Below are 26,527 nucleotides of genomic sequence, written 5' to 3'. Positions count from 1 at the left end.
AGTGATCGCGGGGATCAGCGACCCATGAAGCGCTGGAGGGCGGCCATCTCTTCGTCGGTCGGGCCGCCTGCAGGGGGCTTGCCGCCTGCGATGCCGAACCCGCTGCCCGCGGGCGTGTTCGTCGCTCCGGGCTTCACGCCCGAGGCGATCGCCGCGTTCTCGGCCGCACGCTTGGCGGGGTTGCCGGAGCGGGACCCCTTCTTCTTGGCCTGCTGCTTGCCGCGTCCCGCGTAGCCGGCGCCGGGGATCGGCCCCATGCCCGGAACGTTGGGAACACCGCCCTTGGCGACCGTCTTCATCATCTTGGCCGCCTGCTCGAAGCGGTTGACGAGCTGATTCACCTCGGTGACCGTGGTTCCGGAGCCCTTCGCGATGCGCAGCCGGCGAGAGCCGTTGAGCAGCTTGGGCGTGGTGCGCTCCGCCGTGGTCATCGACTGGATGATCGCCTCGGTGCGCACGATCTCGCGCTCGTCGAAGTTGTCGAGCTGCTGCTTCATCTGGCCGGCGCCCGGGAGCATCCCCATCATCTTCTTGATGGATCCCATGTTGCGCAGCTGCTGCATCTGCTTGAGGAAGTCGTCGAGGGTGAAGCTGTCGGTCGCGAACTTCTCGGCGACCTTGCGCGCCTCTTCTTCGTCGAACGCCTGCTGCGCCTGCTCGATGAGGGTGAGGATGTCACCGAGGTCGAGGATGCGGGAGGCCATGCGGTCGGGGTGGAACGGCTCGAAGTCGTCCAGGCCCTCACCGGTGGAGGCGAAGATGATCGGTCGGCCGGTGATCGAGGCGACGGAGAGGGCAGCGCCACCCCGGGCGTCGCCGTCGAGCTTGGACAGGACGACACCGGTGAAGTCGACGCCGTCTTGGAACGCCTTGGCCGTGGCGACCGCGTCCTGACCGATCATGGCATCGATCACGAACAGCACCTCGTCGGGCTCCGTCGCCTTGCGGATGTCGGCCGCCTGCTTCATGAGCTCCGCGTCGACGCCGAGGCGGCCTGCGGTGTCGATGACGACCGTGTCGTACTGCTTGGTCTCGGCGAACTTCAGGGCGTCCTTGGCCACCTTCACGGGGTTGCCGACACCGTTGCCCGGCTCGGGCGCGTACACCGGGACGCCGGCCTGCTCGCCGACGATCTGGAGCTGGTTCACGGCGTTCGGACGCTGGAGGTCGGCCGCGACCAGGAGCGGCGTGTGGCCGTCCTTCGCCAGCCATTTGCCGAGCTTGCCCGCGAGCGTGGTCTTGCCCGCGCCCTGCAGGCCGGCGAGCATGATGACCGTCGGCGGCTTCTTGGCGAACTGCAGTCGGCGCTGCTGGCCGCCGAGGATGCCGACGAGTTCCTCGTTGACGATCTGCACGACCTGCTGGGCCGGGTTGAGCGCCTTGTTGACCTCGTCCGACAGGGCGCGCTCGCGCACCTTTCCCGTGAAGTCCTTGACGACGTCGAGGGCGACATCCGCGTCGAGCAGCGCGCGGCGGATCTCGCGCACCGTGCCGTCCACGTCGGACGGCGTGAGCTTGCCCTTGGTGCGGAGGTTCTTGAAGGTGTCCGTCAAACGGTCGGACAGCGAGCCGAAAGTAGCCATGATCGGACAAGTCTACCGGGCCTTGACTGGCGTCCCGCCGAGCCTTCGCCGTGCGCGTACCGGGTCAGTTCTGCGTGTCGACGGCGACGACGTCACCGCGCACATCGAACGACACCGTCAGGATGGCATCCGTCTCGTCGGGGCTGATCGAGTAGTCGAACGTCGCGAAGACCTCGTCCTCTCCTGCCTGGTCGGCCTGCACCGTCACGGCGAGCAGCTGCAGCGACCGCAGCACGTCGATCGCGATGTCGCCGGAGTTGTAGACCAACAGGTCGAGCAGCGACTCCCCCAGCTTGTCCACATGCTCGTCGATGTAGTTGGTCGTCGCCGACTGCCGCGAGCTCAGCTCGGCGATGAGCGCGTCCCTGGCCCGCGAATCGAAGCCTTCCAGCGCCTGGATGAGCGCGGCGGCCGCGTCGAGGGCGTACTCGCCGACCGCCGACTCGTCGTCGGCGAGCAGCTGCACCTCCACGGCCTGGTCCGCGAGCTCGACGGTGTCGCTCCAGGCGAGGCCGCCGGACGCGGTCTCGTCGATGACGCCGAAGTAGTCGTGCTCGATGGCCATGCCCCTCCTAGCCGACCAGCTGCTGAGCGAATACGTGCGGGGTGAAGCCGGTCAGATCGTTGATCCCCTCGCCCTGGCCGATGAGCTTGATCGGAAGTCCGGTGCGCTCCTGCACGGCGAGGACGAAGCCGCCCTTGGCCGAGCCGTCGAGCTTGGTCAGGACCAGCCCCGTCACGCCCGCGTGCTCCAGGAAGGCCTCCGCCTGCGCCAGGCCGTTCTGACCGGTGGTCGCGTCGAGGACCAGCAGAACCTCCGCGATCGGCGCCTGCTTCTCGACGACGCGCTTGATCTTGGAGAGTTCGTCCATCAGGCCGCCTTTGGTCTGGAGCCGGCCGGCCGTGTCGATGATGACGATCTCGGTGCCGTCGCGTTTTGCCTTCTCGACCGTCTGGAACGCCACGGAGGCGGGGTCCTGGCCCTGCTGCTGCGGGCGGACGATGTCGGCGCCTGCGCGCTCGGCCCAGGTCGCCAGCTGCTCGACCGCGGCGGCGCGGAAGGTGTCGGCAGCACCGACGACCACCGAGCGGTCGTAGGTGCGCAGGAACTTCGCGAACTTGCCGATGGTCGTCGTCTTGCCGACGCCGTTCACGCCGACCACGAGCACGATCGCGGGACGCTCGCTGAGCTTGAGCGTCGTGTCGAGCTTGGAGAGCCGCTCCTCCATCGTCTCGCGCAGCATACGCTGGAGGTCGGCTGGGTCGGTGGTGTGGTACCGGTCCACCTTGGCGCGCAGATCGTCGACGACCGCCTCGGTGACGTCCGGACCGAAGTCGGCGGTGATCAGCGCCGCCTCCAGATCGTCCCAGGTGGTCTCGTCGATGGTCTTCTTGGCGAACAGCCCGCGCAGGGCGCCCGACAGAGACCAGGGGGTGCGATCTGCCATGACACTCAGACTAGTTGGTACGGTGGCCGCATGTTCTCCCTCGTGGCGGTGTCGGCCGAGCTCGCCGAGCAGCTCGTCGCGATCGAGAGCGACGGGGAGGACGCCGTTCACCAGGCGCGCATCCGCGTGCGCCGCCTCCGCAGCGTGCTGCAGGTGTACCGCGCAGCGTTCGACAGGGATGCGCAGACGCGGATGCGCTCCCGGCTGAAGCTGCTGGGCGACCGTCTCGGCACCGTGCGCGACCTCGAGGTGAAGGCGGACTCGCTGGAGGACCTGCTGGAGGCCGACGACGATGTCGCGGTGATCGACGTCGTGTCCGCCGAGGTGGCGCAGACACGCGCGGCGCACGCGCGCGAACGGGCGTCGCTCATCGACCATCTGCACGGCCGGACCGTCCGGGTGCTGCTCGCCGACCTGCAGATGTTCGCCGCAGAGCCGCCGCTGAGCGCGCACGGGCGGGCGCATCCCGACCGGGTCAGGAACCGCGGGCTGAAGAAGGCGGTGCGCACTGTGCACCTCCCCCGCGGCGACAGCCTCGACGACCGGCACGCCACGCGCAAGGCCGCACGCAAGGTCCGTTACGCCGCCGAAGCGGTCACCGACGAGCTCGGTCGCCCTGCCGTGCGGCTCGCCGCCGCCGCGAAGGCCGCGCAGGACGCGCTGGGAGACAACCGCGACGACCTCCTGCTGGCGCACCAGTTGCGGGAGCACGGTCACGTCGGCCTCGCCATGCGCTGCGAGCGGCGCGCGGCAGAAGCACTCGAGGGCCTCGACGAGAAGCTGGCGGCGATCGAGTTCTGAGCCGGTCGGCGGGTCAGGCCGACGCCTGCTCCTGCTCCCGCTCTTGCGCGACGCGCTGGCCGACGACCGCCGAGACGCCGTCCTGGCGCATCGAGACGCCGTAGAGGGCGTCGGCGATCTCCATGGTGCGCTTCTGGTGCGTGATCACGATGAGCTGGCTGTTCTCGCGCAGGTCTTCGAAGATCGTCAGCAGGCGCCCCAGGTTGGCGTCGTCGAGCGCGGCCTCCACCTCGTCCATGATGTAGAACGGGCTGGGCCGCGCTTTGAAGATCGCGATCAGCAGGGCCACGGCCGCGAGCGAGCGCTCGCCACCGGAGAGCAGCGAGAGCCGCTCGATCTTCTTGCCGGCCGGCTTGACCGAGACCTCGATGCCCGTGGTGAGGAGGTCGTCGGGGTTGGTCAAGGCGATATGACCGGCGCCGCCGGGGAACAGGATCGGGAACACCCGCTCGAAGGCCGCTTCGGTGTCCGCGAAGGCCGACTCGAAGATGGACTGCATCTTCTCGTCGATCTCCTCGATGATCGTCACCAGGTCTTTGCGCGTGTTGGTGAGGTCGGTCAGCTGCTCGGTGAGGAACTTGTGCCGCTGCTCCAGCGCGGCGAACTCCTCGAGCGCCAGCGGATTCACGCGCCCGAGCTGCGCGAGCTTGCGCTCCGCCGCGGCCAGGCGCTTCTGCTGCTGCTCACGGACGAACGGGACGCCCTGCGGCTCGTCGCCTGCCGTATCGGAGCCGGAGTCGTCGGCGTGGTCGCCCACCGGCCGTTCGACAGGGATCAGGACCTCAGGACCGTACTCGGCGACCAGCACGTCCTCCACCAGCCCGAGCTCGCTGCCCGCACGCTCGAGAAGGCTGGAAAGGTGCAGCTTCTTCTCGTAGATCTGCAGCTCCAGCCCGTGCACGGCCTCCGTGATCGCGTGCAGGCGCTCCCGGATCGCGGACTCCTCGCGGCGCACCGCCGCGAGCTCCTCGTTCTGACTCGCCCGCTGCGCCTCCGCGGTCGCCAGCTCCACGCGCGCCTGCGCCACAGAGCGGTCGGCGGACGCGAGCACGGCAGGCAGCGCGTCGACGACGCCCTGCGCCGCGTCGAGCTGGCGCCGCCGGATCACGGCCCGACGGGCGGCCTCCTCTGCGGCGGCCCGCTCGGCCTCCAGCTGACGGGAGAGCGCCTCGCCGCGCGCCTGCTCGGCACGCACGCGCTCCTTGGCCGTCTCGACGCCCAAGCGGGACTCCACCTCGGACTCGCGGGCGGCCTCCAGCTCCAGCGACAGGGCATCGCGGGCGGAGACGTCCAGGATGGGCCGCGGCCGCGACCGGGCCGTCTCCAGCTCCGTCTTCGCCGACTCCGCCGCCCTCTCGGCATCGGCCACCCGCTCGGCAGCCTGCTCGAGCGCACGGCTCAGCCGCTCGAACTCCGCCTCGGCGGCCTCCGACTGAACCCGTAGCCGGTTGAGCTGCTCGGTCTGCGCCGCAAGCTTCGCGTCGAACTCGCGCAGGGCGGACAGGGCCGCCTGCGACTGCTCCTTGGCCACCTGCACGACTCCGCGCTGCTCGGCCAGCGCGAACCGCGCCCTGTCGATCAGGGAGGTCACCTCGCCCAACCGGTCCTGGGCGGCGTCCCGCTCGGCGAAGAGCTCGATGCGGCTCTGCTTCGCGCCGGAACCGCCCCGCAGCACGAAGTCGGTGAGCACGTCTCCCGCGCGCGTGATGAGCGTGACCGGGCCACCGAGCCCGCGGGCGCGGAACGCCTCGGCCGCGGTGCGCGCGGCCGCGAGGTCGTCGGCGATCGCGGTGAAGGCGAGCAGACCCCGCACGCCCGACGGCGCATCGATCACCGAGCCGGCCGGCACGACGCCGGCGATGCCGCCGAGATCCACCTCGGGAGCCGGAGCGTCGGCGACCACCACCTCCACTCGGCCCAGGTCGTCGGAGGCGGCGTGGGCGACCGCGTCGAACGCGTGGCTCCTGCTGTCCGCGAGCACGGCATCGGCCAGCGTGCCGAGCGCAGCGGCGACCGCCGCCTCGAAACCGGGGTGCACTCGGAGGTGCTCGGCGACCAGCCCGCGGACGCCCGCCAAGCGGGCGGCCACCAGCGCGGCGGAGCCATCCTTCTGGTCGAGCGCCAGCGACAGCGCGGACGTGCGGGCGGCGAGGGCGTCACGCTCGCGCTCGAGCACGTGGAGGTCCTCGCGCAGCTTCTCGATGAGGCCCTCGGCCTCGAACACGTCTGCCTGGGCGAGCTCGTACGCCTCGTCGAGGCTGTTCTCGCCCGGGTCGGCGACCTCGGCGTCCGCCTCGCGCGCCGCGAACTCCGAGCGCGCCTTCTCGCGCCGCTCGGTCGCGGCGTCGAGGGCGTTCTGCTGGCGCAGCACTTCGCCGCGAACCGCTGCCAGGCGCTGCGCGGCCGCCTCCGCCTGGCCGTTCAGCTTGCTGATCTCCAGATCGTGCTTGGAGACCAGCGCGCTCTGAGCGGCGATCTCCTCGTCGACGGAGTCGAGTCGGGCACGGGCGGCACGCGTGCCCGCCTGCGCGGCCTGCCACGCGGCCTCGGCATCGACGACCGCGGCGCCCAGTCGCTCGACCTCGTCGGCGGCGTCCTGCACCATCTGCGGGCTGACCCGCGGCCCGTCGTCGGTCGACTCCGCCTGGCTCCCGAGCAGTGCGAGCCGCTGTGTCGCCAGGGTGTACAGGCTGCGGAGGCGGTCCTGCGCCTGCTCGAGCGCGAACGCCGTGCTGCGCGCGACGTCGACGGCGTCGCCGACCTGGGCCTGCTCCAGCCGCGTGCGACGCAGCTGCTTCTGCTCGAGCTGCTCCTGCAGCACGATCTGCTCGCTGTGCCGCTCGGTCTCGGAGCGCGTGTGGCCGTCGAGCGAACGTCGCAGGGTGACGACCTCGTCGGCGAGCAGGCGCGCCCTCGCGTCGCGGACGATCGCGGCGATGGACTGCGCCTCCCGCGCGATCTCGGCCTGGTGCCCGAGCGGCTTCAGCTGCCGGCGCACCTCACCCGCGAGGTCGCTCAGGCGGGTCAGGTTGGTCTGCATCGCCTCCAGCTTGCGGAGGGTCTTCTCTTTGCGGCGGCGGTGCTTGAGGATGCCTGCGGCCTCCTCGATGAAGCCACGGCGCTCCTCCGGGGTCGCGCGCAGCACGGCGTCGAGCTGTCCCTGGCCGACGATGACATGCATCTCGCGGCCGAGGCCGGAGTCGCTGAGCAGCTCCTGCACGTCGAGCAGCCGGCACGACTGGCCGTTGATCGCGTACTCGCTTCCGCCGTTGCGGAACAGCGTGCGCGAGATCGTGACCTCGGTGTACTCGATCGGCAGAGCGCCGTCGGTGTTGTCGATGGTGAGTTGGACCTCTGCACGGCCGAGCGGGCCCCGGGTGGAGGTCCCGGCGAAGATTACATCCTCCATCTTGCCGCCGCGAAGCGTCTTGGCGCCCTGCTCGCCCATCACCCAGGCGAGCGCGTCGACCACGTTCGACTTGCCGGACCCGTTCGGGCCGACGACGCAGGTCACGCCCGGCTCGAAGGCGAAAGTCGTCGGCGTGGCGAACGACTTGAAGCCCTTGAGCGTCAGACTCTTCAAATACACGCAGGTGAATCTACCCGACCTCTCACCTCCCACTACGCAGCCGAGGGGCACGTCGTTGTCACTTTTCGGCGCGAAGAGTCACAACGACGTGCCCCTCGACGGGGCGACGAGCGGAGGAGACGTCAGCCTACGCCGAGGTAGGCCTCCTTGATGGCGGGGTCGGAGAGCAGCTCGCGGCCGGTTCCCGATCGCGTGATGCTCCCGGTCTCCAGCACGAACGCACGGTGCGCACGGGCGAGCGCCTGGTTCGCGTTCTGCTCGACCAGCAGCACCGTCGTGCCCTGCTGGTTGATCTCCGTGATGATCGAGAAGATCTGCCGGATGAACTGCGGCGCGAGCCCCATGGACGGCTCGTCGAGCAGCAGCAGGCGCGGGTTCGACATCAGCGCGCGGCCGATGGCGAGCATCTGCTGCTCGCCGCCGGACATCGTGCCGCCGACCTGCGTCTTGCGCTCGGCGAGCCGTGGGAACAGCGAGAAGACGCGCTCGAAGTCGGGACCCATGTTGGAGCGGTCCTTGCGGCCGAAGGCCCCCATGTCGAGGTTCTCCATCACCGTCATGCCCGGGAAGATCCCTCGGCCCTCCGGCGCCTGCGAGATGCCGCGGATCACGCGGATGTGGGCCTTCATCTTGGTGATGTCCTGGCCGTCGAACAGGATGGAGCCCGCCGACGGGTTCAGGATGCCCGAGATGGTCTTCATCGTGGTCGACTTGCCCGCCCCGTTCGCACCGATGAGGCTGACGATCTCGCCCTCCTCCACGGAGAAGGACATGTCGTGGATCGCCTCGATGCGCCCGTAGGAGACGCTGATGTTCTTCAGTTCAAGCAACGTCATCTTCGGGCTCCCCGAGGTAGGCGGCGATCACGCGCGGGTCGTTGCGGATCTCCTGCGGCACGTCGTCGGCCAGCTTGCGGCCGAACTCCAGCACCACGATGCGATCCGTCACGCCCATGACCAGCTTCATGTCGTGTTCGATGAGGAGGACGGTGTACCCGTCGGCCCGGATCGTCCTGATGAGCTCCATCAGGTCTTCCTTCTCCGCCGGGTTGAAGCCCGCGGCCGGCTCGTCCAGGCAGAGCACCTTGGGGTCGGTCGCGAGCGCGCGCGCGATCTCCAGCCGGCGCTGCGAGCCGTACGGCAACGACCGGGAGAGGTCGGCGGCGTGATCGGCGATGCCGACGAACTCGAGCAGCGCCATCCCACGCTCGATGGCGGACTTCTCCTCGCGCGTGTGCCGCGGCAGCCGCAGCAGCGCGCCGGGAACCGAGGTCCTGTGCCGAGCGTCGAGACCGACGACGACGTTCTCCAGCGCCGTCATCTCGCCGAAGAGGCGGATGTTCTGGAAGGTGCGTGCCAGCCCGAGCCGCGTGATCCTGTGCTGCTTCTGGCCCTTGATCGACTGGCCCTCCAGCAGCACGTCGCCGCTGGTCGGCTTGTAGACCCCGGTCATCGCGTTGAAGCACGTCGTCTTGCCCGCGCCGTTCGGCCCGATCAGTCCGAGGATCTCACCGCGGCGGATGTCGAACGAGACATCGTCGAGGGCGAGGAGGCCGCCGAACTTCACCGTGAGGTTGCGCACCTCCACGATGTTCTCGCCGACCTCGACCGCGATCTCCCGGTCGGGAGCCGCGGCTTCGGCGACGTCCAGGTCCACGCCTGCGGCTTCGAGCTCCTCTTCGTTGGCGCCGAGCGTCGGCTCCTCGTCCGGTTCCGTGGTGGTCTCGTCGGTCATCGCGCTCCCCCCTTCGCCGACTCGGCCACTCTTCGGTAGGCCTGTCTGCCGTAGGCCAGCAGCTTCTGCCGCGCCGGGAACAGGCCCTGCGAGCGGAAGATCATGATGACCACCAGCGCGACCCCGAAGATCAGGTACTTGTAGTCGGCGATCGCCGTGAATCTCAGCGGGATGTACGCCACGATCGCGCCACCGATCATCGCTCCGACCTTGTTGCCGGCACCACCGAGGACGACGGCCGCCAGGAACAGGATCGAGGTCTGCACGTCGAACTTCTGATTGTTCACGAAGCCGACCTGGCCGGCGAAGAGCGCACCCGAGAGACCTCCGACGCCGGCTCCGATCGCGAACGCCCACACCTTGTACTTGAAGGTGGGCACGCCCATGATCTCGGCGGCGTCCTCGTCCTCCCGGATGGCGATCCAGGCGCGGCCCACGCGGCTGCGCTCCAGGTTGCCCACCAGCAGCAGGATGACGATGATGATCGTCACCGTGAGCCAGTACCAGGGCACGCCGTTGGAGTTCGAGAAGATCGGGACCCCCTTGGCGGTCTCGCCCGGCGGGTGACCGACGTTCTGGAAGCCGACCTGGCCCTTCATCGCCGGGATGATCGTCGCGAGGATGCGTACGATCTCACCGAACCCGAGTGTGACGATCGCCAGGTAGTCGCCGCGCAGCCGCAACGTCGGCACGCCCAGGATCACGCCGAAGGTCATCGTGATCGCCATGGCGACCGGGATGGTCCAGAGGTACGGGATCTTGAGGAACGGCGAGTCCGGGCTGGTCAGCATGGCCGCCGTGTACGAGCCGACCGCGAAGAAGGCGACGTAGCCGAGGTCGAGGAGCCCGGCGTAGCCGACGACGACGTTGAGGCCGACGGCGATCAGTCCGTAGGTCGCCATCGCGAAGCACGCGAGCGGCCAGTCGTTGCCGGGTTCGGTGGTGAGCGGGAAGAAGTTCAGGTACGGCAGCGCGTACGCGAGGGCGACGACGATGAGCAGCCACGCCCACTGCACGGCGCGCGGGAGCCCGTTCCAGTAGTCGCGGAGCGGCTGCAGCGGCCCCTTCTTCCGCGCGGCGCGCGCAGCCTCCAGCGCATCTCCCGCCTGCTCCGACCGTCCGTCGGGCAGGACCTTGGGCCCTTCGGTCGTGCTCATGCGCGGCTCCTTCCGAGGGAGGTGCCGAGGATGCCCGTCGGCTTGATCAACAGCACGAGCACCAGCACCACGAAGGCCACGACGTCCGTCCACTGCGAGTCGCCCAGCAGGATCTGGCCGTAGTTGCCGATGACGCCCAGCAGGAGACCGCCGAGCAGGGCACCGCGCACGTTGCCGATTCCGCCGAGCACCGCCGCCGCGAAGGCCTTGACGCCGAGGATGAAGCCGCCGTTGTAGATGACGCCGGACGGCACCAGCATCACGTAGAACAGAGCGGCCGCGCCGGCGAGGATACCGCCGGTGATGAAGGTGATCTGGATGATCCGCTCCTTGTTCACGCCCATCAGCGTCGCCGTGTCGGCGTCCTGCGCGACCGCGCGGATCCCGCGGCCGGTGCGGGTGCGGCGGATGAACCAGTCGGTGATGATCATCAGAGCCACGGAGGCGATCACGATGATCAGCGACTGGCTGTACACGATCGTGCCGAACACGTTGAAGACCGGAGTGGCGACGAACATCGTCACCGCCGGCTCCGCGTTGGCCCCGCGGATCAGGAAGATCAGGTACTGGATCGTGAACGAGGCGCCGATCGCGGTGATGAGGAACACCAGGCGTGGCGCGTTCCGTTTTCGCAGAGGTCGATAGGCCACGCGTTCGAGCACCCACGCGGTGAAGGCCGAAGCCGCCATACCGACGATCAAAGCAAGTAGGAGGTCGCCGATGATCGCCGCCGGACTCAGGTTCGGTGCGCTCGGGCCGAAACCGAGCGAGGTGAGCGTGATGACCACGCCGTACGCACCGACGATGAACACCTCGGAGTGGGCGAAGTTGATCAGGTTGAGCACGCCGTAGACGAGCGTGTAGCCGACGGCGATCAGGCCGTAGATGGCGCCGAACGTGAGGCCGTCGAAGGTCGCGCTCCAGAAGTTCTGGACGAGCGCGTTGACATCGAAGTTGATCCAGGAGTTGTCGAGGACGGGATGGACGAGGACGAGGGTTTCGAGCATACGAACTTCCAGGGTTCAGTGCCGGATCGTCGTTGGTCCGGCTCAGTTCTTATGAGAGTCGAAACAAAGGTGCCGCGGGCCACGGTGGCCCGCGGCACCTTCGCGTGTCGCGCTATCCGATGGTTCCGATCGGAACGATCTTGCCGTTCTCGACCTTGTACCCGTAGACGGTCGGCGCCTGGAGCTCACCGGTGGAGTCCCACTTGTAGTGCTTGCTCAGGCCGTCGGCGTCGTAGTTCTTGACCCAGTCGACCAGGTCGGCGCGGGTGGTCTTGCCCTTGTCGATGCCGGAGAGCAGAACCGTGGTGGCGTCGTAGCCCTCGATCGAGTACGTGCCGGGCTCGGCGCTCGCGAGCTTCTTGTAGTCGGACTCGAACGTCGGGATCAGCTCGCCCGGGATGCAGGGGCAGGTGAAGTACGCGTTGCTGGACGCGTCACCGGCCAGCTTGATGAACTGGTCGTCCTTCACGCCGTCGGGGCCGACGAACGTGCCCGTGTAGCCCTTGTTGACCAACTGCTGGTCGAACGGAGCGCCCTCGGCGTAGTAGCCCGAGTAGTAGACCGCGTCCGGCTTCGCGTTGATGATCTTCGAGATCACCGCGGAGAAGTCCTTCTGGCCGGTGGTCACCTTGTCGGTGCCCACGAGCGCGCTGCCGAGCGCCTTCGAGGTGGTCGTGCCGAGGCCGATGCCGTAGTCGGAGTCGTCCTGGACCAGGTAGACCTTCTTGGCCTGCAGCTTGTCGGTCAGGAACTTCGCCGCCGCCGGGCCCTGCACCGCGTCGTTGCCCAGGCCGCGGAAGAAGGTCTTCCAGCCGTTCTGGGTCAGGCCGGGGTTCGTGGCCGACGGGGTGATGTGCACCAGGCCCTGCTGCTCGAAGATGTTGCCGGTCGCCTTCGACTCGCCGGAGAACGGAAGGCCGACGACGCCGATGATGTCGGCCTCGTTGACCGCCTGAGTGACCGGGCCGGTCGCCTTGTTCGGGTCGCCCTCCGTGTCGAACTTCTTGAAGCCGACCTGGCAGCCCTTGTTGGCGGCGTTGTGCTCGTTGATGGCCAGCTGGACGCCGTTGTAGATGTTGATGCCGAGCTGGGCGTTGGGGCCGGTCTCGGCGCCCACGTACGCGATGGTCAGGCCCGCCGGGCAGGTGGCTTTGCCGTCACCGGCGGGGAGCACGGCGTCTTTGGGCGTGTTCACGGAGGTGATCGCCGGGATGTTCACCTTCGAGTTGGAGCTGGTGGAACCTCCCGTGGAAGGCTGGTTGGCACATCCCACGAGGAACAGTGCGACGGACGCTGCAACAGCCGCACCGATCGTGACTTTCTTTCCTAGCATCTTCTGCCTCTCGACGTGAATCCGTGTCGAACGCGGCGTGATTGCCTCGTCGCACCACGAATATGTGTGCTGAGACTACATGCGCCGCAAGCATTTGCACCCGCCATTTCCGCCCAGATTTACACGATCGAAACCAAACGGACGGACGCACTTCACAGGGCTCTGAAACGGGGTTATGGTGAGTGGTTCGACGTCGGGAGGTGGCGGTGCGCATCGAGCGGCTGACTCCTCCTTCCGCACTCGGAACACCGGAATCCGCGGTGTTCGAAGAGCTCGTCGGCGTGCTCAACGGGATCAGCGTCGCCCTCTGGGAGGCCGACGACTTCGTCGAGACGGCAGAGGAGGCGCTGGCGTCGTTCCGCGCGCAGGAGTACCAGGAGAAGATCCTGCTGGTGGCGATCGAGGACGGTGTGGTCGTCGGGCGAGTGCAGGCGGAATTCCCGCTCGACGAGGCGGCCGAGACCGTCTCCCTGCTGATCGACGTGGCCCCTGCGGTCCGCGGCCGCGGCATCGGCTCAGCACTGCTGGCCGCGGGCGAGGAGCTGGCGGCCGAGGGCGGGCGGCGCGTCGTGAGCGCCTACACCGAGCATCCGGCCCGCACCCTCGGCGACAGCGTCTCGGTCGTCCGTGCGCCCTCGGGCTCCGCCGGCCTCCCCTCGGAGTCGCCCGACGTCCGCTTCGCGCTGCGGCACGGCTACCGTCTCGGTCAGGTCGAGCGGTCGAGCGAGCTGCTGCTCCCGCTCCCCCGGGCGCGGGAGGCCGGCCTGGCGAGCACGGCGGCGTCGGCGACCGGCTATCGGGCCGTGTCCTGGCTGGGCCACGCTCCCGACGACCTGCTCGAACGGTTCGCGGCGCTGAAGGCGCGGATGACGATCGACGTTCCGCAGAGCGGCATCGCCCTCGACCGCGAAGCCTGGACGGGCGACCGCGTGCGCGCCCAGGAACGCGAACTGGCGGAACGCGGCGAACCGCTGCTGGTCACCGCGGCGCAGCACATCGCGTCAGGCGAGCTCGCGGCGTACACCGAGATCGCGGTGCCCGCCGACGGGGACAAGGCGGAGCAGTACGACACGCTGGTCGCCGTGCCGCACCGCGGCCACCGGCTCGGCACGCTCGTGAAGCTGCAGAACATCCACGAGCTCGCCGATCACGCCCCGCACATCACCCGGCTGCTGACCTGGAACGCCGACGAGAACGTGCCGATGCTCGCGATCAACCGCGCGTTCGGGTTCCAGTTGCACGCGCTGACGGGGCACTGGCAGAAGGTGGTGGGGTGAGCACCGCCCGCACCGCGGTCGGCTTCGGCTAGCGCGCCACCCGCACCCGCTGACACCGCGGGCAGAAGTGCGACGAGCGGTTCATGAAGCGCTCCCGCACGATCGGCGTCCCGCAGCGCGGGCAGGGCTTGCCCTCCTGCCCGTAGGCGTTGAGGCTGTGTGCGAAGTACCCGGAGTTGCCGTTCACGTTCACGTACTGCGCGTCGAAGCTCGTGCCGCCTTCCGCCAGCGCCTTGTCGAGCACGTGCCGCACCTCCGTCAGCAGGGTGCGCACCTTCGCGCGGCTGAGCGACGACGCGGGCTGTTCGTAGTGGATGCGCGCGGCCCAGAGCGCCTCGTCCGCATAGATGTTGCCGATGCCGCTGATGACGGTCTGGTCGAGCAGCACCCGCTTGATCCCGCTGCTGCGACGCGCGAGGGCGGCGGCGAACGCCGCATCGTCGAACGCGGGGTCGAGCGGGTCGCGGGCGATGTGTGCGACCTGGGTCGGGAGAAGCGGCTCGTCGGTGCCGAGGCCGGCCGGAGCGCCGTCGGCCGTCGGCACCAGGCTGTCGACGGCCATCGAGCCGAAGATCCGCTGGTCCACGAAGTGCACCCAGAGCTCGCGGTGGTCGCCGGGAAGCGTCGCGGGTGTCTCGATGTGGAGGCGGATGCGCAGCAGGCCGGCCTCCTCCCATCCCGGTTCGCGGAGCAGGATCTGCCCGCTCATTCCGAGGTGCGCCACGATCGCGCGGCGCGGCGTGCCCTGCAACGGGATCCAGAGGAACTTGCCGCGCCGGGCCGGGGCCTGCATGGTCCGGCCGGTGAGCAGCGCCTCGAACGTGCCGGCGAGCGGATCGTGCCGCTTCAGCGAACGCTGCTCGAAGACTTCGACACCGAGGATCGTCGCGCCCGTGACCGCCGGCTCGAGACCGGCGCGGACGACCTCAACCTCGGGGAGCTCTGGCACGGCGGCGGGTCAGCTCGGTCCAGGCGGTGAGAGCGGCGGCCATCTCGGCCTGCTTCTTGCTCGTCCCCTCGCCGGTGGCGGTCACGAGGTCGCCGACCGAGACGGTGGCGTGGAAGGTCTTCGAATGGTCGGGCCCGCTGTTGGTCACGGTGTAGACAGGGAGGCCTGCGCCGCGATGGGCTGCGGCCTCCTGGAGGCTGGTCTTCGGATCCATAGCGGCGCCGAAGCGATCCGGGTCTGCCAGCAGCGGGTCGACGAGGCGCAGCACGAGGGCCGTCGCCTCCTCGCCTCCGGCGTCCAGATAGGCGGCGCCGATCAGGGCTTCGACGGTGTCGGCGAGGATGGAGGCCTTGTCGCGGCCCCCGCTCTGGTTCTCGCCGCGCCCCAGGCGCAGGTACTCGCCCAGCCCGATGCCGCGGGCGACCTCGGCCAGCGCGACCGAGCTCACCAGGCTGGCCCGGCGCTTCGCGAGCTCGCCCTCGTCGAGGTCGGGGTTCTCACGGAACAGTTTGACGGTCACGGCCTGCCCGAGGATCGAGTCGCCCAGGAACTCCAGGCGCTCGTTGTTGGGGATGCCGCCGTGCTCGTACGCGAAGGAACGATGCGTCAGCGCAAGCTCGAGAAGCTCGGGGTCGATGTCGACCCCGAGCTTCTCGATGAGCGCAGTGCGATCAGAGTTCTCGCCGGTCATGCGGTGCTCGGCTGACCTGGGAACACTGATCAGACGTCGGCGACCTTGCGGCCCTTGTACTCCATGAACAGCGCGGTGCCCGCGGAGTCCTCGACGACCTTGGCGCGGTGCGGGAGGCTGTAGACGACCTTGCCGTTCTCGATCGACTTGACGAGCGTGGGGACCTCGGCCTTCCACTGCGAACGACGGGCGTGGGTGTTGGCGCGAGACTGCTTCCGCTTCGGAACGGCCATGACTATCTCTCTTCTCCAGCCCCGGCGGCCGGGGCGTTGTTGCTGGTGGACTCGGTGTCGGAAGCCTGGAACGCCGCGAGCGCGGACCAGCGAGGATCGACGGTCTCGTTCGGCTTGCGGTCCGGTACATCCGCCAGCCTCTCCCCGGTCTCTGGATCGAGACCCGGGCAGTCCGGCCGGCACACCGGCTGAAACGGCAGTGACAGCACCACCGCATCCCTGATCAGAGGTTCAAGATCCACGTGGTCGTCGTGAACCTCATAATCGAAAGCTTCCGTAGAAGGATACGCGAAAAGTTCCTGGAAATCGACTTCGACAGGCTGCTCGATGTCGATCAGGCATCGCCCGCAGACTCCGGTCGCGGTCGTCTCGGCCTCGGCCGTGACCAGGATCCCCTCGTGCATCGACTCGAGTCGGAGGTCGACGTCGATGGTCGCGCCCTCCGGCACGGACAGCAGCCCCTCGCCCAGTTTCTCGGCGACGGGGATGGCGAGACGCTGCTCCCGCATCTCGCCGGGGCGCCGCATGAGGTCGTACACGTTGACGCTGTACGGGCTGTTTCTGAAGGTGCTCACGGTCGGCTATTTTACGCAGCTCCTCCCACGCTCGCAGGCGAACGCCAGCCCGCTGGCAGCAACGACACAGGAATCAGCGCCGCCTTCAGGCGGACGCCGCGGCCCGCCTGGGCCTCCAGTGCGTCGATCACCAGCCGGAGGTCGTCGGCCAGCCCGACCGCGACGGCGCGCGTCGGCGGCCCGAACGAGTCGCGCTCACGGACGTCGAGCAGCCGGATCACCGCATCCTCCCCCGGCGTTCCCGCCACCGCGGCGGCGATCCGTCGCGCGAAGACGCGCGGCGTCTCGGTGTCCGGTGCCGACCAGCCCAGGTCGCGCGCAGTGTCCCGCAGTTCGTCCCACACGATCGCTGCGCCGCCCCACGACTCGCTCAGCCGTCTCAATCGCGCCCGCCTGCGCATCCGGCGCAGCACGGCGGGAGTGAGCAGCACGGCCACGATCAGCAAGGCGACGCCGACGCCGGACAGCACCGGCTGCAGCGGTGACGGCGGGGTCGTGCCCGCCGCCCCTGCGACGTTCGCCGGGTCGGTCGGCACCACGCGGTGCGGGGCGGAGGTCGCACCGGGCGCCGATGTCGGGACGGTCTGGTTCGGCAGCGCATCCGGTCGCGTGTAGCTCGGGATGGTCCCGCGCCCGACGGTCGGCTCGAACGGCACCCAGCCGACGCCGGCGAAGTAGAGCTCCGGCCAGGCGTGCAGGTCGTCGCTGGTCACGGTGTAGATCCCGGGGCTGTTGGCCGTCCCGCCCGTCGAGGTGCCGGGCAGATAGCCCTCGGCGACCCTGGCCGGGATCCCGAGGCTGCGTGCCATGAGGGCCATCGCGGAGGCGAAGTGGACGCAGTAGCCGCTCTTGACCTCCAGGAACTTGGCGATCACCCTGGCGCCGTCGCCGTCGTAGCCCTGCTTGAGCGGGGTCTGCGTCGAGTACACGAACCCGTTGTCGCGGAAGTAGTCCTGCAGCGCGACGGCCTTGTCGTACTCCGAGACGGACCCCGCCGTCGCCGCCAGGGCGGTCTGGGCGATGACCGCCGGGGTGTTCGGCGGGAGGAACAGGTCGCGCTCGACGTCGGTCGGGACGAAGCCTCCCGCTGCCTTGAGCTGATCGGCGGTCGGTGCCAGCAGCAGGCTGGTGGCGGTGTACTTCTGGCCCTGGGTCGTGACGTTGATGCCGCCGAGCGTGAGATCGTCCGGATCCCACGACCACGTGCCGTTCAAGCCCTTGACCGACTGGACCGGTGCCGGCACCGGGAGCCACCGGCTGGTCATGTCGTCGATCTCGACGGTGGTGGAGATCTTGGAGGTCTTGACGCTGTCCGACAGTCCGGCGACGGGTCCGATGGCGACGCCGTCGGAGAGCCGCTTGGTGTCGCGCTCGCGGTGCTTCCAGACCGAACCGGTGAACTGATCGAGGGATGCGAGCTTCAGGTACTGCCCGGTCGGCGCCGTGGTCGTGTACGTGAGCGCCCGCACCGCTGCGGGTCGGCGCAGATCCTTGCCGAGGTCGATCAGCGGTGTCACCGTGCCGCCGATGGAGATGCCGCCCGCGGTGAAGGAGGTCGCGCCTCCCTTGTCGAACCCGGGTGCCGTGCCGGCCAGCAGCATGGCGACGGCCACTGCGGACGCGCCGATGGACAGGGCAGCACCCGGCCGCCCCGCTCCCGGTCTCCGCGTCCGCACGTCGGAGCGCAGCAGCCACAGGAACGCCGCGGCGGACGCGGCGAGGGCGGTCGGGTCGAGTCCGTCGCCGAGCAGCGCTCCCGGCACGACCAGCACGGCGGCGACGCCGAGGGCGGTGTACGCCGGCACCCGGAACGCGATGGCGAGGGCGTCGAGGGCGATCGCGATGCAGCAGGCGCCGCCGACCACCAGGAACAGGAACTCCGGCAGGCTCTCGGCCGGCGTGCCCTGCTGATAGATCGAGAGCATCGCCTGCTGCAGGTAGTCGCCCCACCGCTGCACGGTCCCCGGCGTGGGGATCAGCCCCAGCAGGCCCGTCCCGTTGCCGAAGCCCACCGTCATGATCATCGCGGAGAGCAGCAGGAGCAGGAGCGGGACGACCCGGCGGTGGACGCCGACGGCCCGCAGACAGGCGCCGGCCGCGAGGAGGAACGAGCTGGTCAGCATCAGCGCGAACCACCAGGTCGGACCCTGGATGAGTCCCACGAGGGCGATACTCAGCGCCAGCATCTGCAGCACGAGCGCGCCGGTGAGACGCCAGTACGCCTGCCGGCGCCGCACACCGGCCAGGCCGACCGAGACGGCCTCGCTAACCATGGCCGACCACCGCCCGTTGGCGGTTGAGTGCGCGCTGCCAGACGTCGGCGGGGTCGTCGCCCTCGGCGAAGCCGACGCACAGCCACCCCGCGTCGGCCAGCACTTCCTCGGTCTCCGGCGAAGCCCCCTCGCCGAGGAACACGACGGCCGGATCCCCCATGCCGCGGAGGGCGGCGAGCGAACCGAGCTCGGATGTCCCGTCGAGCAGGATCGCGAAGATCGGGACGGCCCGGCCGGCACGACGCAGGCCGGAGGCGAGCTCGGCGACGGCGTCGTCGCGGAGATCCGGCCCCGCCTCGACGGCGGCCAGGTCGGCGAGCAGCAGTCGGTCGGCTGTTCCGCGGTCGTAGGTCGGCGTCACCGATCCCAGCGTTCCCGTTCGTCCGGCGCCGCTGCGGCCGGAGAGCTGGCGGGGCGCCGTCTCCACGACGCTCAGCACGAAGCCCTCGTCGAGGAGGTGGACTCCGACCGATGCGACGAGTTCGACGAGCGTCTCGAAGAGCGCGTCACCCTGGTCGGACGGCAGGTGCTGCGCCGGTGCGCGTGTCACGAGCCGGGTGTCCATCAGGAGCCAGGCCTCCGGGTTGCTGCGCTGCTCCTCCTGCCGCACCATCAGCTTGTCGTGGCGCGCCGTCGCCCGCCAGTGCACGCGACGCAGCGGGTCGCCCGGGCGGTACTCGCGCGCGATCAGCTCGTCCGCGCTCGGGATGCTGTGCCGCTGGAGCTCGTGCTCGGCGCCCTCGCTGTGCGCGACATCCAGCTCGCCGCTCGACAGCGGCACGACCCGGGGCGTCACGAGGAACTGCCGAGGCTGCCCCACTGCGTACTCCGCGTAGGCGACGCCGAACGGATCGGTCCGGCTCACGATCAGCGGGCCGACCGGGTGCGACCCGCGACGCAGCGCGACGACGTCCTGGCGCAGGACGACGGTGTCGCGGCCGTGCGTGACGTTCACCTGATGGGCGCCGAGCCGCGGGAACGGCGCCGAGGGCTGCACCTCCACCCCGGTCGGGGCGAATTCGCGCCAGCGCGCTGGCGGGCTCGGCCGTGCCGACTGATTGCGCGCCGTGGTGACGATGGTCGACTGCTCCCCCACGGCGACGACGTCCGGATGGAAACTGCGGGCGACCGTCAGCCGGGGCCGGTCGATGGTGACCGAGATCATCGCGGCCAGGGGCAGCACGGTGAGGAAGACGCCGACGAACAGCACATCCGTTCGCCCGAAGAACGCCGACGCGGCGAGGGCGACGACTCCGACGGCGCCGAAAGCCCAGCCGCGCGCGGTGGGGCGCGGCTTCCTGAGTGGCGACGACACCCCGGCGCGCCCGCGCACGACTACTCCCTGCCTGTGGCGGCCGCGCCGGTGCGTGCCGCGACCGTGCGCACCGTGCCCGACCCGCTCCCGATCGCGCCGGAGCCGACGGGCACCGGGGTGGCCGCGACGATCCGACGGACGATGTCCGCGATCACCGGAGCGCTCTCGTGGTGATGGCCGAGCGCTCGGCTCGCCGGAAGCAGCCGGTGACCGAGCACCGGCACCGCCAGAGCGTCGATGTCGTCCGGCAGCACGAAGTCGCGGCCGTCGAGGGCGGCCATCGCCTTGGCCGCCCTCACGAGCTGCAGCGTCGCCCGCGGGCTGGCGCCGAGCCGGAGGTCGCGATCCTCCCTGGTCGCCCTGACGATGTCGACCGCGTACTGCTTGACCGGAGCGGAGGCGTAGACGGCGCGCGCCGTCGTCATCATCGAGCGCAGCTCGTCCGAGGTCACCACCGGACCGATCCGCGAGAGCGGACTGGAGGTGTCGCGCGTCGTCAGCATGGCGAGCTCGGAGCCCTCGTCCGGGTAGCCCATCGCGATACGGGCCATGAAGCGGTCGCGCTGAGCCTCCGGCAGTGCGTAGGTACCCTCCATCTCGACCGGGTTCTGGGTCGCGACCACGATGAACGGCGCGGCCAGCGGGTACGTCGAGCCGTCGACGGTGACCTGGCGCTCCTCCATGCACTCCAGGAGGGCGGACTGCGTCTTCGGGCTGGCCCGGTTGATCTCGTCGCCGATCACAATGTTCGCGAACACGGCGCCCGGCTTGAACTCGAAGCGCCGCTCCGCCTGGTTGTACACCGACACGCCGGTGACGTCGCTCGGCAGCAGGTCGGGCGTGAACTGGATGCGGCTGACCGAGCAGTCCACCGACTTGGCCAGCGACTTGGCCAGCATCGTCTTGCCGACTCCCGGCACGTCCTCGATCAGGAGGTGGCCCTCGGCGAGCAGCACCACCAGGGCGGTCTGCACGGCGTCGTGCTTGCCGTCGATGACGGACTCCACGTTGGTGGTGATCTGCTCCGCAGCGCGTCTCAGCTCGTCCAGGTCCATCCCCGGCGCCGGCAGGCCCACCTCCTCCGGGGCCACCGAGGAATCCGTGGGCTGACGCGTCGCGTAACTGTTCATCTCTCCACCCGGGTCATGTGGTTGACAGCAGCTCTGAGACGGCGGGCGGAACGTAGGGGCTCACGTCCCCGCCGAGGGAGGCGACCTGGCGCACGAGGGAGCTCGAGACATGCGCGTTGGCCGGGTCGGGCAGCAGGAAGACCGTCTCGACATCGGCGAGGTGACGGTTCACGATCGCCATCGGGGTCTCGTACGCGACGTCGACCTGCGAGCGGATGCCCTTGACGAGCACGTCGGCTCCGACGTCGGTGCAGTAGTCCACGAGGAGGCCGACCGACCACGACGCGACGATGATCCGCCCGCCGATCCCCGCGTCCTCGATCGAGCGCTCGATGAGTGCCACACGCTGGGCGATCGGCAGCAGTGCCGACTTGTCGGGGTTGTGGACGACCAGCACGTGCACCTCGTCCCAGAGTCGCGCGGCCCGCTCGATGACATCGAGGTGCCCGAGAGTGACCGGGTCGAACGATCCAGGGACTACGGCGATCCTGTTCATAGAGGACCAGACTATCCCGCGATACCCGGCATTTCGTTGTGAATCCGTTATCTTCGCGGCGCAGCGTGTTGCGTGGGCCTGCGGATCGACGTGAGCCGCGACGTCAGGCGAGGCGGGTCACGACTTGCCGAGGAACGCGCGCTCCGACTCGTCCAGGCGACGGGCGAGAGCAGCGGCGAGCGCGGGATGTGCGGCGAGGCCGCCGTCGTCGAGCGTCTCGGCCGCGGCGACCCGTGCCTCGGAGATCAGCTCGCCGTCCGAGACGACGCGCAGCAGCTTCAGCGAGGAGCGGCCTCCGGACTGCCGGCTGCCCAGCACGTCGCCCTCGCGCCGCAGCTCCAGGTCGACGTTGGCCAGCTCGAACCCGTCGAGCGTCGCGGCGACCGCATCGACGCGCTGTCGTGCGAGCGACCCCTCCTCGGCGTGCGTCACCAGGAGGCAGAGGCCCGGAACGCCGCCCCGGCCGACGCGGCCGCGCAGCTGGTGCAGTTGCGAGACGCCGAACCGGTCCGCGTCCAGCACGATCATCGCCGAGGCGTTCGGCACGTTCACGCCGACCTCGATCACGGTCGTCGCGATGAGCAGGTCGATGTCCCCCGCGGCGAACGCGCGCATGACGGCGTCCTTCTCGTCGGAGGCCAACCGACCGTGCAGGACGCCGACGCGCGTCTGCGCGAAGAGGGGGTCGGCGCGCACCTGGGCGGCCACCGACTCGACGTTCGCGGTCGGGTGCGGAGGGCCCGTCTCGCCGTCGACAGGATCGTCGGGCGCCTCCTCACCGTCGTCCTCCGCCTCCTTGGGACTGATCGCGGGGCAGACGACGAACACCTGCCTGCCGCCGGCGATCTCCTCGGACGCACGCTCCCAGATCCGGCGCTCCCAGCCCGGCCGGTCGGCGAGCGGCACGACGAAGCTCTCGATCCCCTGCCGTCCCGCCGGCAGCTGGGCGATCGTCGAGACCTCCAGGTCGCCGAAGACCGTCATCGCGACCGTACGCGGGATGGGTGTCGCCGTGAGCACCAGGACGTGCGGGGGCGTTCCCCCCTTCGCGCGCAACGCCTCCCGCTGCTCGACGCCGAACCGGTGCTGCTCGTCGACGACGACGAGCCCGAGGTCGTAGAAGCTCACCGCGTCCCCGAGCAGGGCGTGCGTGCCGACCACGATCCTGGACTGCCCGCTCACCGTGCGCAGCAGCGCCCGCTTGCGCTCGGCCGTCGACAGCTGCCCGGTGACGAGCGTGGGCATCAGCTCGGCGGACAGGTCGGGGCCGAGCATCTCGGCGATCGAGCGCAGGTGCTGCGCCGCCAGTACCTCGGTCGGCGCCAGCAGAGCGGACTGCCCGCCGCTGTCGGCGACCGCGAGCATCGCCCGCAGCGCGACCAGGGTCTTGCCGGAGCCGACCTCGCCCTGGACGAGCCGGTGCATCGGCTCCGCCATCGCGAGATCCTGCGTGATCTCGCGACCGACCAGGGCCTGGTCGTCGGTCAGGGTGAACGGCAGAACGGCGTCGAAGCGCTCGAGCAGGCCGCCGGGCACGGCGGCCCGCGGGGTCGCGGCGACCGATCGGGCCTCCGAACGCTGCTGCAGCAGAGCCGCCTGCAGAACGAAGGCCTCCTGGAAGCGCAGCGCGTCGCGGGCGCGCTGCCACTCGGCGTTCTTCTGCGGCCGGTGGATGCCTTCCAGCGCGTCCCGGAAACCCAGCAGCCCCCGCTCGGCGACGACGGACGCCGGCACCGGGTCCGGGCACGGCCCGAGCGCGTCGAGCGCCAGGCCGACGGCCTTCTGCACCTGCCAGCTCGCCACCGTGCCGGTCGCCGGATAGATCGGGATAGGCGTCTGCGCCCACTCCTTGGCCGCGGCGCTCCCCGGGGCGACCGCGTTCTCGGCGTCCTGCTCGAACAGCTCGTAATCGGGGTGAGCCAGCTGGAGCGCTCCGCGGTACGCGGACACCTTGCCCGCGAAGATCCCGCGCACGCCGGGGACGAGCTCCCTCGACCGCCACGCCTGGTTGAAGAACGTGAGGGTGAGGATCCCCTCGCCGTCGGAGATCTTGACCTCCAGGATGGAGCCGCGGCGGGCGCGCATCGGCCGCTCCTGCACGCGCAGGACCTCGGCGATGATCGTCACGTTCTCGTCGAGCGGGAGGTTGGCCAGTGCCGTCAGCTCGCCGCGGGTCGCATAGCGGCGCGGGTAGTGCGCGAGCAGGTCGGCCACCGTGCGCATCCCGAACGCCTTCTCGAAGGCCGAAGCGGTCCGTCCGCCGAGCACGCCGGTGAGCCGGGACTCGAGCGAGACGGCGCCGGCTGCGGCCGGAGCGGTGCTGGAGGTCATGGTTCGATCGTAGGGGCGGCCTCCGTCGCCGGGTCGTGTTCCTGCTCGTGCTCCTGCTCGTGCGTGTGGTCCGGAGCAGGGTCGTGCGTCTCCTCGCGCGTCACGTCGCGCGCGTGCTCCTCGACCTCGGCCAGAGCGCTCAGCTCCGCCTCCACGTCGCTCTCGCCCGGACGCTCGGCCGCCAGCCGGCGCTGGATCGCGAGAGCCTCCTGCCACCGCCCCACCTCGCGCAGCGCACGCGCGAGCGACCACTGCGCCGCGAACTGCTGATCGAGGGTCCCGTATCGGTCGGCGGCTTCCAGCGCGGCCTCGAACTCGCCGACGGCGGCGTGAGCGTCGCCGGCGTCGAACAGCGCCCAGCCGCGGTTGTTGTGCAACGCCACGCCCCAGCGCAGGGTGCGCGGGTCGGCGACGGACTGGAGCTCGGCGAGCCCTTCCTCCGTCCACTGCTCCGACCGGAGCGGGTCGGCGATCGCCAGCATGTGCGCGGAGTCGGCGGCGAGGAAGGCCTCGCCGTCGCGGCGTGCGGCGATCAGCGCCTCTTCGAACAGGGGAACGGCGTCCTCGGCCCTGCCCGCGGTGTTCCGCAGCCGGCCGCGCTCCAGCAGGATGCGTACGGCGAGCGTCCCGATGGCCGGCTCGAGGGAGTCGAGCAGTGCGTCCGCCTCGGCGAAACGGCCCTGCAGACCGAACGCGCGGGCGCGCTGGGTCTCGAGCTCGGCCCGCACGAGTTCGGGGCGGTCGGGTTCGGCGGCAGCGATCGCGAAGCGTTCGGCGGAGGCGATCGGGTCGTCATACCGCCACAGGGCGTCGAGTTCCGCCTGCGTGAGGCGTTCGTCCATGCTCCTATTCTGCTGACGGCGAGGCGGCGACGCTAGGGCGGGTCGGCCGCAGGCCCGCCGCGGAGCATGCCCTAGGCTCGGAGGGCTATGACCCGAATCGTCTCCGGTTTCGCCGGTTCGCTCGCACTGCGGGTTCCCAAGAGCGGCACCCGGCCGACGAGCGACCGCGTCAGAGAGGCCGTGTTCTCGGGCCTCGAGGCGCGCGACGTGCTTCGCGGCGCCCATGTCCTCGACCTCTTCGCCGGCTCCGGCGCACTGGGGCTGGAGGCGGCCAGCCGAGGCGCGGCGCAGGTCGTCCTCGTCGAGAGGTCGCCGGCGGCCGCCGCGATCTGCCGACGCAACGCCGAGGCGGTCGTCCGCGCGGCGCCGAAGGATGGGCGCCCCGTGGTCGATGTGCGGGCGACGGCGGTGCTGCCGTATCTGTCCGGTGCGTCCCCAGCGCGCTTCGACCTGGTCTTCGTCGACCCGCCCTACGACCTCCCGGACGCCGAGCTGCTCACCGTGCTGACCGGACTCGTGCCGTTGCTGGCCGAGGACGCCGTGGTGTGCGTCGAGCGCAGCACGCGCGACGGGGAGCCGACGCTGCCCGACGGTCTCCTGCTCGACCGGACGCGCGCCTACGGCGAGACGGCTGTGCACTACCTCTCCCCGTCGGCAGCGGAGGACTTCCGGCCGTCCGCGCCGCCGAACCGCAGCTGACGGAGGAGTTCCTGCCCGAATCGGGCCTGATCTCCTCCCTTGCCGACCTCAGCCGGCGGCGCCGTCCCACTCGAGGTAGGGGTCCCAGCCGCCGCGTTCGTCGAAGGCGCGGCCCCCGACCAGGAGACCGGAGCCGGCGCGCACCACACCGACCGGGTGGAAGCCGCCGGGCAGCACCGTCCCCGCCGGGAAGCAGGCGAGGAGGCCGTGGTCCTCTCCCCCGGTCAGCGCCGTCAGCGGGTCGCCGCCGAGGGTGGCGGGGTCGAGGTCGATGGCGACGCCGCTCGCCTCGGCGACGCGCCGTGCATCCAGCGCGAGGCCGTCGCTCAGGTCGAGCATGGCCGTGGCACCGGCGTCGGCGGCGAGCGGGCCGTCCGCGACCGGCGGCCGTGGACGCAGCTGCGCGTCGATCAGCTCGGGATGAGCCGCCACGACACGGGCGAAGGCGTCGGCGTCGGGCGTGCCGTCGGAGTCGACGGCCTCCGCGAAGAGCAGCCGGAGGCCCGCGGCCGCCGAGCCGAGACGGCCGGAGACGGCCACGACGTCACCCGGCCGCGCGCCGCTGCGCAGAACGGGTGCGCGACCCTCCAGATCGCCGAACGCCGTGACGGCGATGGTCAGCGTGCCGGAGACCGACAGGTCGCCACCGACGACGCCGCACCCCGGCGCCAGGGCTGCGCAGGCGGCACGGAGGCCGTCGGCGAACGCTTCCAGTGCGGAGACCGGGAGCGACGGCGGCGCCGCGATCGCGACGACCAGCGCCGTCGGCACCGCACCCATCGCGGCCACGTCGGACAGGTTGGTCGCCGCGGCCTTCCACCCGAGGTCTTCGGCCGACGACCACGCCAGCCGGAAGTCCGGCCCGTGCACCATCATGTCGGTCGTCACGACATAACGGCCGTCCGGCGCCGCGAGCACCGCGGCGTCGTCGCCGGGCCCCACGAGGGTCGCCGACGACTCCGGAAGCCGCGGGAAGATGCGCTTCAGCGCCTCCCGCTCCGACACCTCCTGGACCGTGTCGGCCGGGCTCCCAGAATCCACCATGACTCCCAACGGTAGCCTGA

The 26,527-nt window shown here is 70.2% G+C and carries 23 protein-coding genes; 3 read left to right on the top strand and 20 right to left on the bottom strand.

All coding sequences use genetic code 11. The features are described from left to right. Positions 1-14: 14 nt before the first annotated feature. The 3 genes from ffh to ftsY all read right to left on the bottom strand — a co-directional run bounded on the left by ffh (position 15) and on the right by ftsY (position 3,031). Positions 15-1,583, bottom strand: coding sequence for a signal recognition particle protein (ffh, locus tag KNO15_RS00725; protein WP_241701440.1), 1,569 nt, complete (start codon positions 1,581-1,583; stop codon positions 15-17). 64 nt (positions 1,584-1,647) lie between these two features. Further along, complete coding sequence (locus KNO15_RS00720; protein WP_241701439.1) at positions 1,648-2,148, bottom strand: DUF2004 domain-containing protein; 501 nt, start codon at positions 2,146-2,148, stop codon at positions 1,648-1,650. A gap of 7 nt (positions 2,149-2,155) precedes the next feature. Beyond that, positions 2,156-3,031, bottom strand: a complete 876-nt coding sequence (ftsY, locus tag KNO15_RS00715; protein ID WP_241701438.1) for a signal recognition particle-docking protein FtsY — start codon at positions 3,029-3,031, stop codon at positions 2,156-2,158. A gap of 30 nt (positions 3,032-3,061) precedes the next feature. Between ftsY and KNO15_RS00710 the strand changes: the two genes are divergently transcribed. Further along, complete coding sequence (locus KNO15_RS00710) at positions 3,062-3,832, top strand: CHAD domain-containing protein (protein WP_241701437.1); 771 nt, start codon at positions 3,062-3,064, stop codon at positions 3,830-3,832. Between the two features lie 13 nt (positions 3,833-3,845). Here KNO15_RS00710 and smc read toward each other — a convergent pair whose 3' ends face one another. The 6 genes from smc to KNO15_RS00680 all read right to left on the bottom strand — a co-directional run bounded on the left by smc (position 3,846) and on the right by KNO15_RS00680 (position 12,652). Then, positions 3,846-7,421, bottom strand: coding sequence for a chromosome segregation protein SMC (gene smc, locus KNO15_RS00705; protein ID WP_241701436.1), 3,576 nt, complete (start codon positions 7,419-7,421; stop codon positions 3,846-3,848). Positions 7,422-7,543: 122 nt separating this feature from the next. Next, the gene (locus tag KNO15_RS00700; protein WP_241701435.1) at positions 7,544-8,257 is read right to left on the bottom strand and encodes an ABC transporter ATP-binding protein; all 714 of its coding nucleotides are present in this window, start codon (positions 8,255-8,257) and stop codon (positions 7,544-7,546) included. Further along, positions 8,244-9,155 (bottom strand): ABC transporter ATP-binding protein, encoded by a 912-nt coding sequence (locus tag KNO15_RS00695; protein ID WP_241701434.1) that lies wholly within the window; start codon positions 9,153-9,155, stop codon positions 8,244-8,246. Before KNO15_RS00695 ends, KNO15_RS00700 begins: the two co-directional genes overlap by 14 nt. After that, positions 9,152-10,312 carry a branched-chain amino acid ABC transporter permease gene (locus tag KNO15_RS00690; RefSeq protein WP_241701433.1) on the bottom strand — a complete coding sequence of 387 codons (1,161 nt, stop codon included), beginning with the start codon at positions 10,310-10,312 and terminating at the stop codon, positions 9,152-9,154. The genes KNO15_RS00695 and KNO15_RS00690 overlap by 4 nt, the downstream gene beginning before the upstream one ends. Continuing rightward, positions 10,309-11,319, bottom strand: a complete 1,011-nt coding sequence (locus tag KNO15_RS00685) for a branched-chain amino acid ABC transporter permease (RefSeq protein WP_241701432.1) — start codon at positions 11,317-11,319, stop codon at positions 10,309-10,311. The genes KNO15_RS00690 and KNO15_RS00685 overlap by 4 nt, the downstream gene beginning before the upstream one ends. Before the next feature lie 112 nt (positions 11,320-11,431). After that, entirely contained in the window at positions 11,432-12,652 is a 1,221-nt protein-coding gene (locus KNO15_RS00680) for a branched-chain amino acid ABC transporter substrate-binding protein (protein ID WP_241701431.1), read from the bottom strand. A gap of 182 nt (positions 12,653-12,834) precedes the next feature. Between KNO15_RS00680 and KNO15_RS00675 the strand changes: the two genes are divergently transcribed. Next, a complete protein-coding gene (locus KNO15_RS00675; RefSeq protein ID WP_241701430.1) occupies positions 12,835-13,929 on the top strand; it encodes a GNAT family N-acetyltransferase in 1,095 nt (364 codons plus the stop codon). Positions 13,930-13,957: 28 nt separating this feature from the next. Here the strand turns inward: KNO15_RS00675 and mutM are convergent, their stop codons facing one another. From mutM to KNO15_RS00625, 10 genes are all read right to left on the bottom strand, one after another. After that, on the bottom strand, positions 13,958-14,878 hold the full coding sequence (gene mutM / locus KNO15_RS00670; RefSeq protein ID WP_241701429.1) for a bifunctional DNA-formamidopyrimidine glycosylase/DNA-(apurinic or apyrimidinic site) lyase: 921 nt from the start codon (positions 14,876-14,878) through the stop codon (positions 13,958-13,960). Then, positions 14,856-15,569: a ribonuclease III gene (gene rnc, locus KNO15_RS00665; protein WP_241701428.1), complete on the bottom strand. Its 714-nt coding sequence runs from the start codon at positions 15,567-15,569 to the stop codon at positions 14,856-14,858. The genes mutM and rnc overlap by 23 nt, the downstream gene beginning before the upstream one ends. A gap of 29 nt (positions 15,570-15,598) precedes the next feature. Further along, the gene (gene rpmF, locus KNO15_RS00660; RefSeq protein ID WP_055919953.1) at positions 15,599-15,802 is read right to left on the bottom strand and encodes a 50S ribosomal protein L32; all 204 of its coding nucleotides are present in this window, start codon (positions 15,800-15,802) and stop codon (positions 15,599-15,601) included. Positions 15,803-15,804: 2 nt separating this feature from the next. Beyond that, positions 15,805-16,311, bottom strand: coding sequence for a YceD family protein (locus KNO15_RS00655; protein ID WP_374113145.1), 507 nt, complete (start codon positions 16,309-16,311; stop codon positions 15,805-15,807). 77 nt (positions 16,312-16,388) lie between these two features. Beyond that, positions 16,389-18,650, bottom strand: coding sequence for a transglutaminase family protein (locus tag KNO15_RS00650; protein WP_241701427.1), 2,262 nt, complete (start codon positions 18,648-18,650; stop codon positions 16,389-16,391). Next, positions 18,643-19,983, bottom strand: coding sequence for a DUF58 domain-containing protein (locus tag KNO15_RS00645; RefSeq protein WP_241701426.1), 1,341 nt, complete (start codon positions 19,981-19,983; stop codon positions 18,643-18,645). Before KNO15_RS00645 ends, KNO15_RS00650 begins: the two co-directional genes overlap by 8 nt. 2 nt (positions 19,984-19,985) lie before the next feature. Further along, positions 19,986-21,095, bottom strand: a complete 1,110-nt coding sequence (locus KNO15_RS00640; protein ID WP_241701425.1) for an AAA family ATPase — start codon at positions 21,093-21,095, stop codon at positions 19,986-19,988. 13 nt (positions 21,096-21,108) lie between these two features. Next, on the bottom strand, positions 21,109-21,591 hold the full coding sequence (gene coaD / locus KNO15_RS00635) for a pantetheine-phosphate adenylyltransferase (protein ID WP_208041434.1): 483 nt from the start codon (positions 21,589-21,591) through the stop codon (positions 21,109-21,111). A gap of 117 nt (positions 21,592-21,708) precedes the next feature. Further along, a complete protein-coding gene (locus KNO15_RS00630; protein WP_241701424.1) occupies positions 21,709-23,922 on the bottom strand; it encodes an ATP-dependent DNA helicase RecG in 2,214 nt (737 codons plus the stop codon). Beyond that, on the bottom strand, positions 23,919-24,764 hold the full coding sequence (locus KNO15_RS00625; protein ID WP_241701423.1) for a hypothetical protein: 846 nt from the start codon (positions 24,762-24,764) through the stop codon (positions 23,919-23,921). Before KNO15_RS00625 ends, KNO15_RS00630 begins: the two co-directional genes overlap by 4 nt. An 87-nt stretch (positions 24,765-24,851) precedes the next feature. Between KNO15_RS00625 and rsmD the strand changes: the two genes are divergently transcribed. Continuing rightward, positions 24,852-25,463 (top strand): 16S rRNA (guanine(966)-N(2))-methyltransferase RsmD, encoded by a 612-nt coding sequence (gene rsmD / locus KNO15_RS00620; RefSeq protein ID WP_241701422.1) that lies wholly within the window; start codon positions 24,852-24,854, stop codon positions 25,461-25,463. A 48-nt stretch (positions 25,464-25,511) separates the two neighbouring features. On the opposite strand, the gene thiL is transcribed toward rsmD, so the two are convergent. Beyond that, the gene (gene thiL / locus KNO15_RS00615) at positions 25,512-26,507 is read right to left on the bottom strand and encodes a thiamine-phosphate kinase (RefSeq protein ID WP_241701421.1); all 996 of its coding nucleotides are present in this window, start codon (positions 26,505-26,507) and stop codon (positions 25,512-25,514) included. Between the last annotated feature and the right edge of the window lie 20 nt (positions 26,508-26,527).

It is taken from the genome of Leifsonia shinshuensis (assembly GCF_022606355.1).
Classification (GTDB): domain Bacteria; phylum Actinomycetota; class Actinomycetes; order Actinomycetales; family Microbacteriaceae; genus Leifsonia; species Leifsonia shinshuensis_B.
Note: the sequence above shows the minus strand (reverse complement) of the source record. Positions and strands in the feature narration are given on the sequence as shown.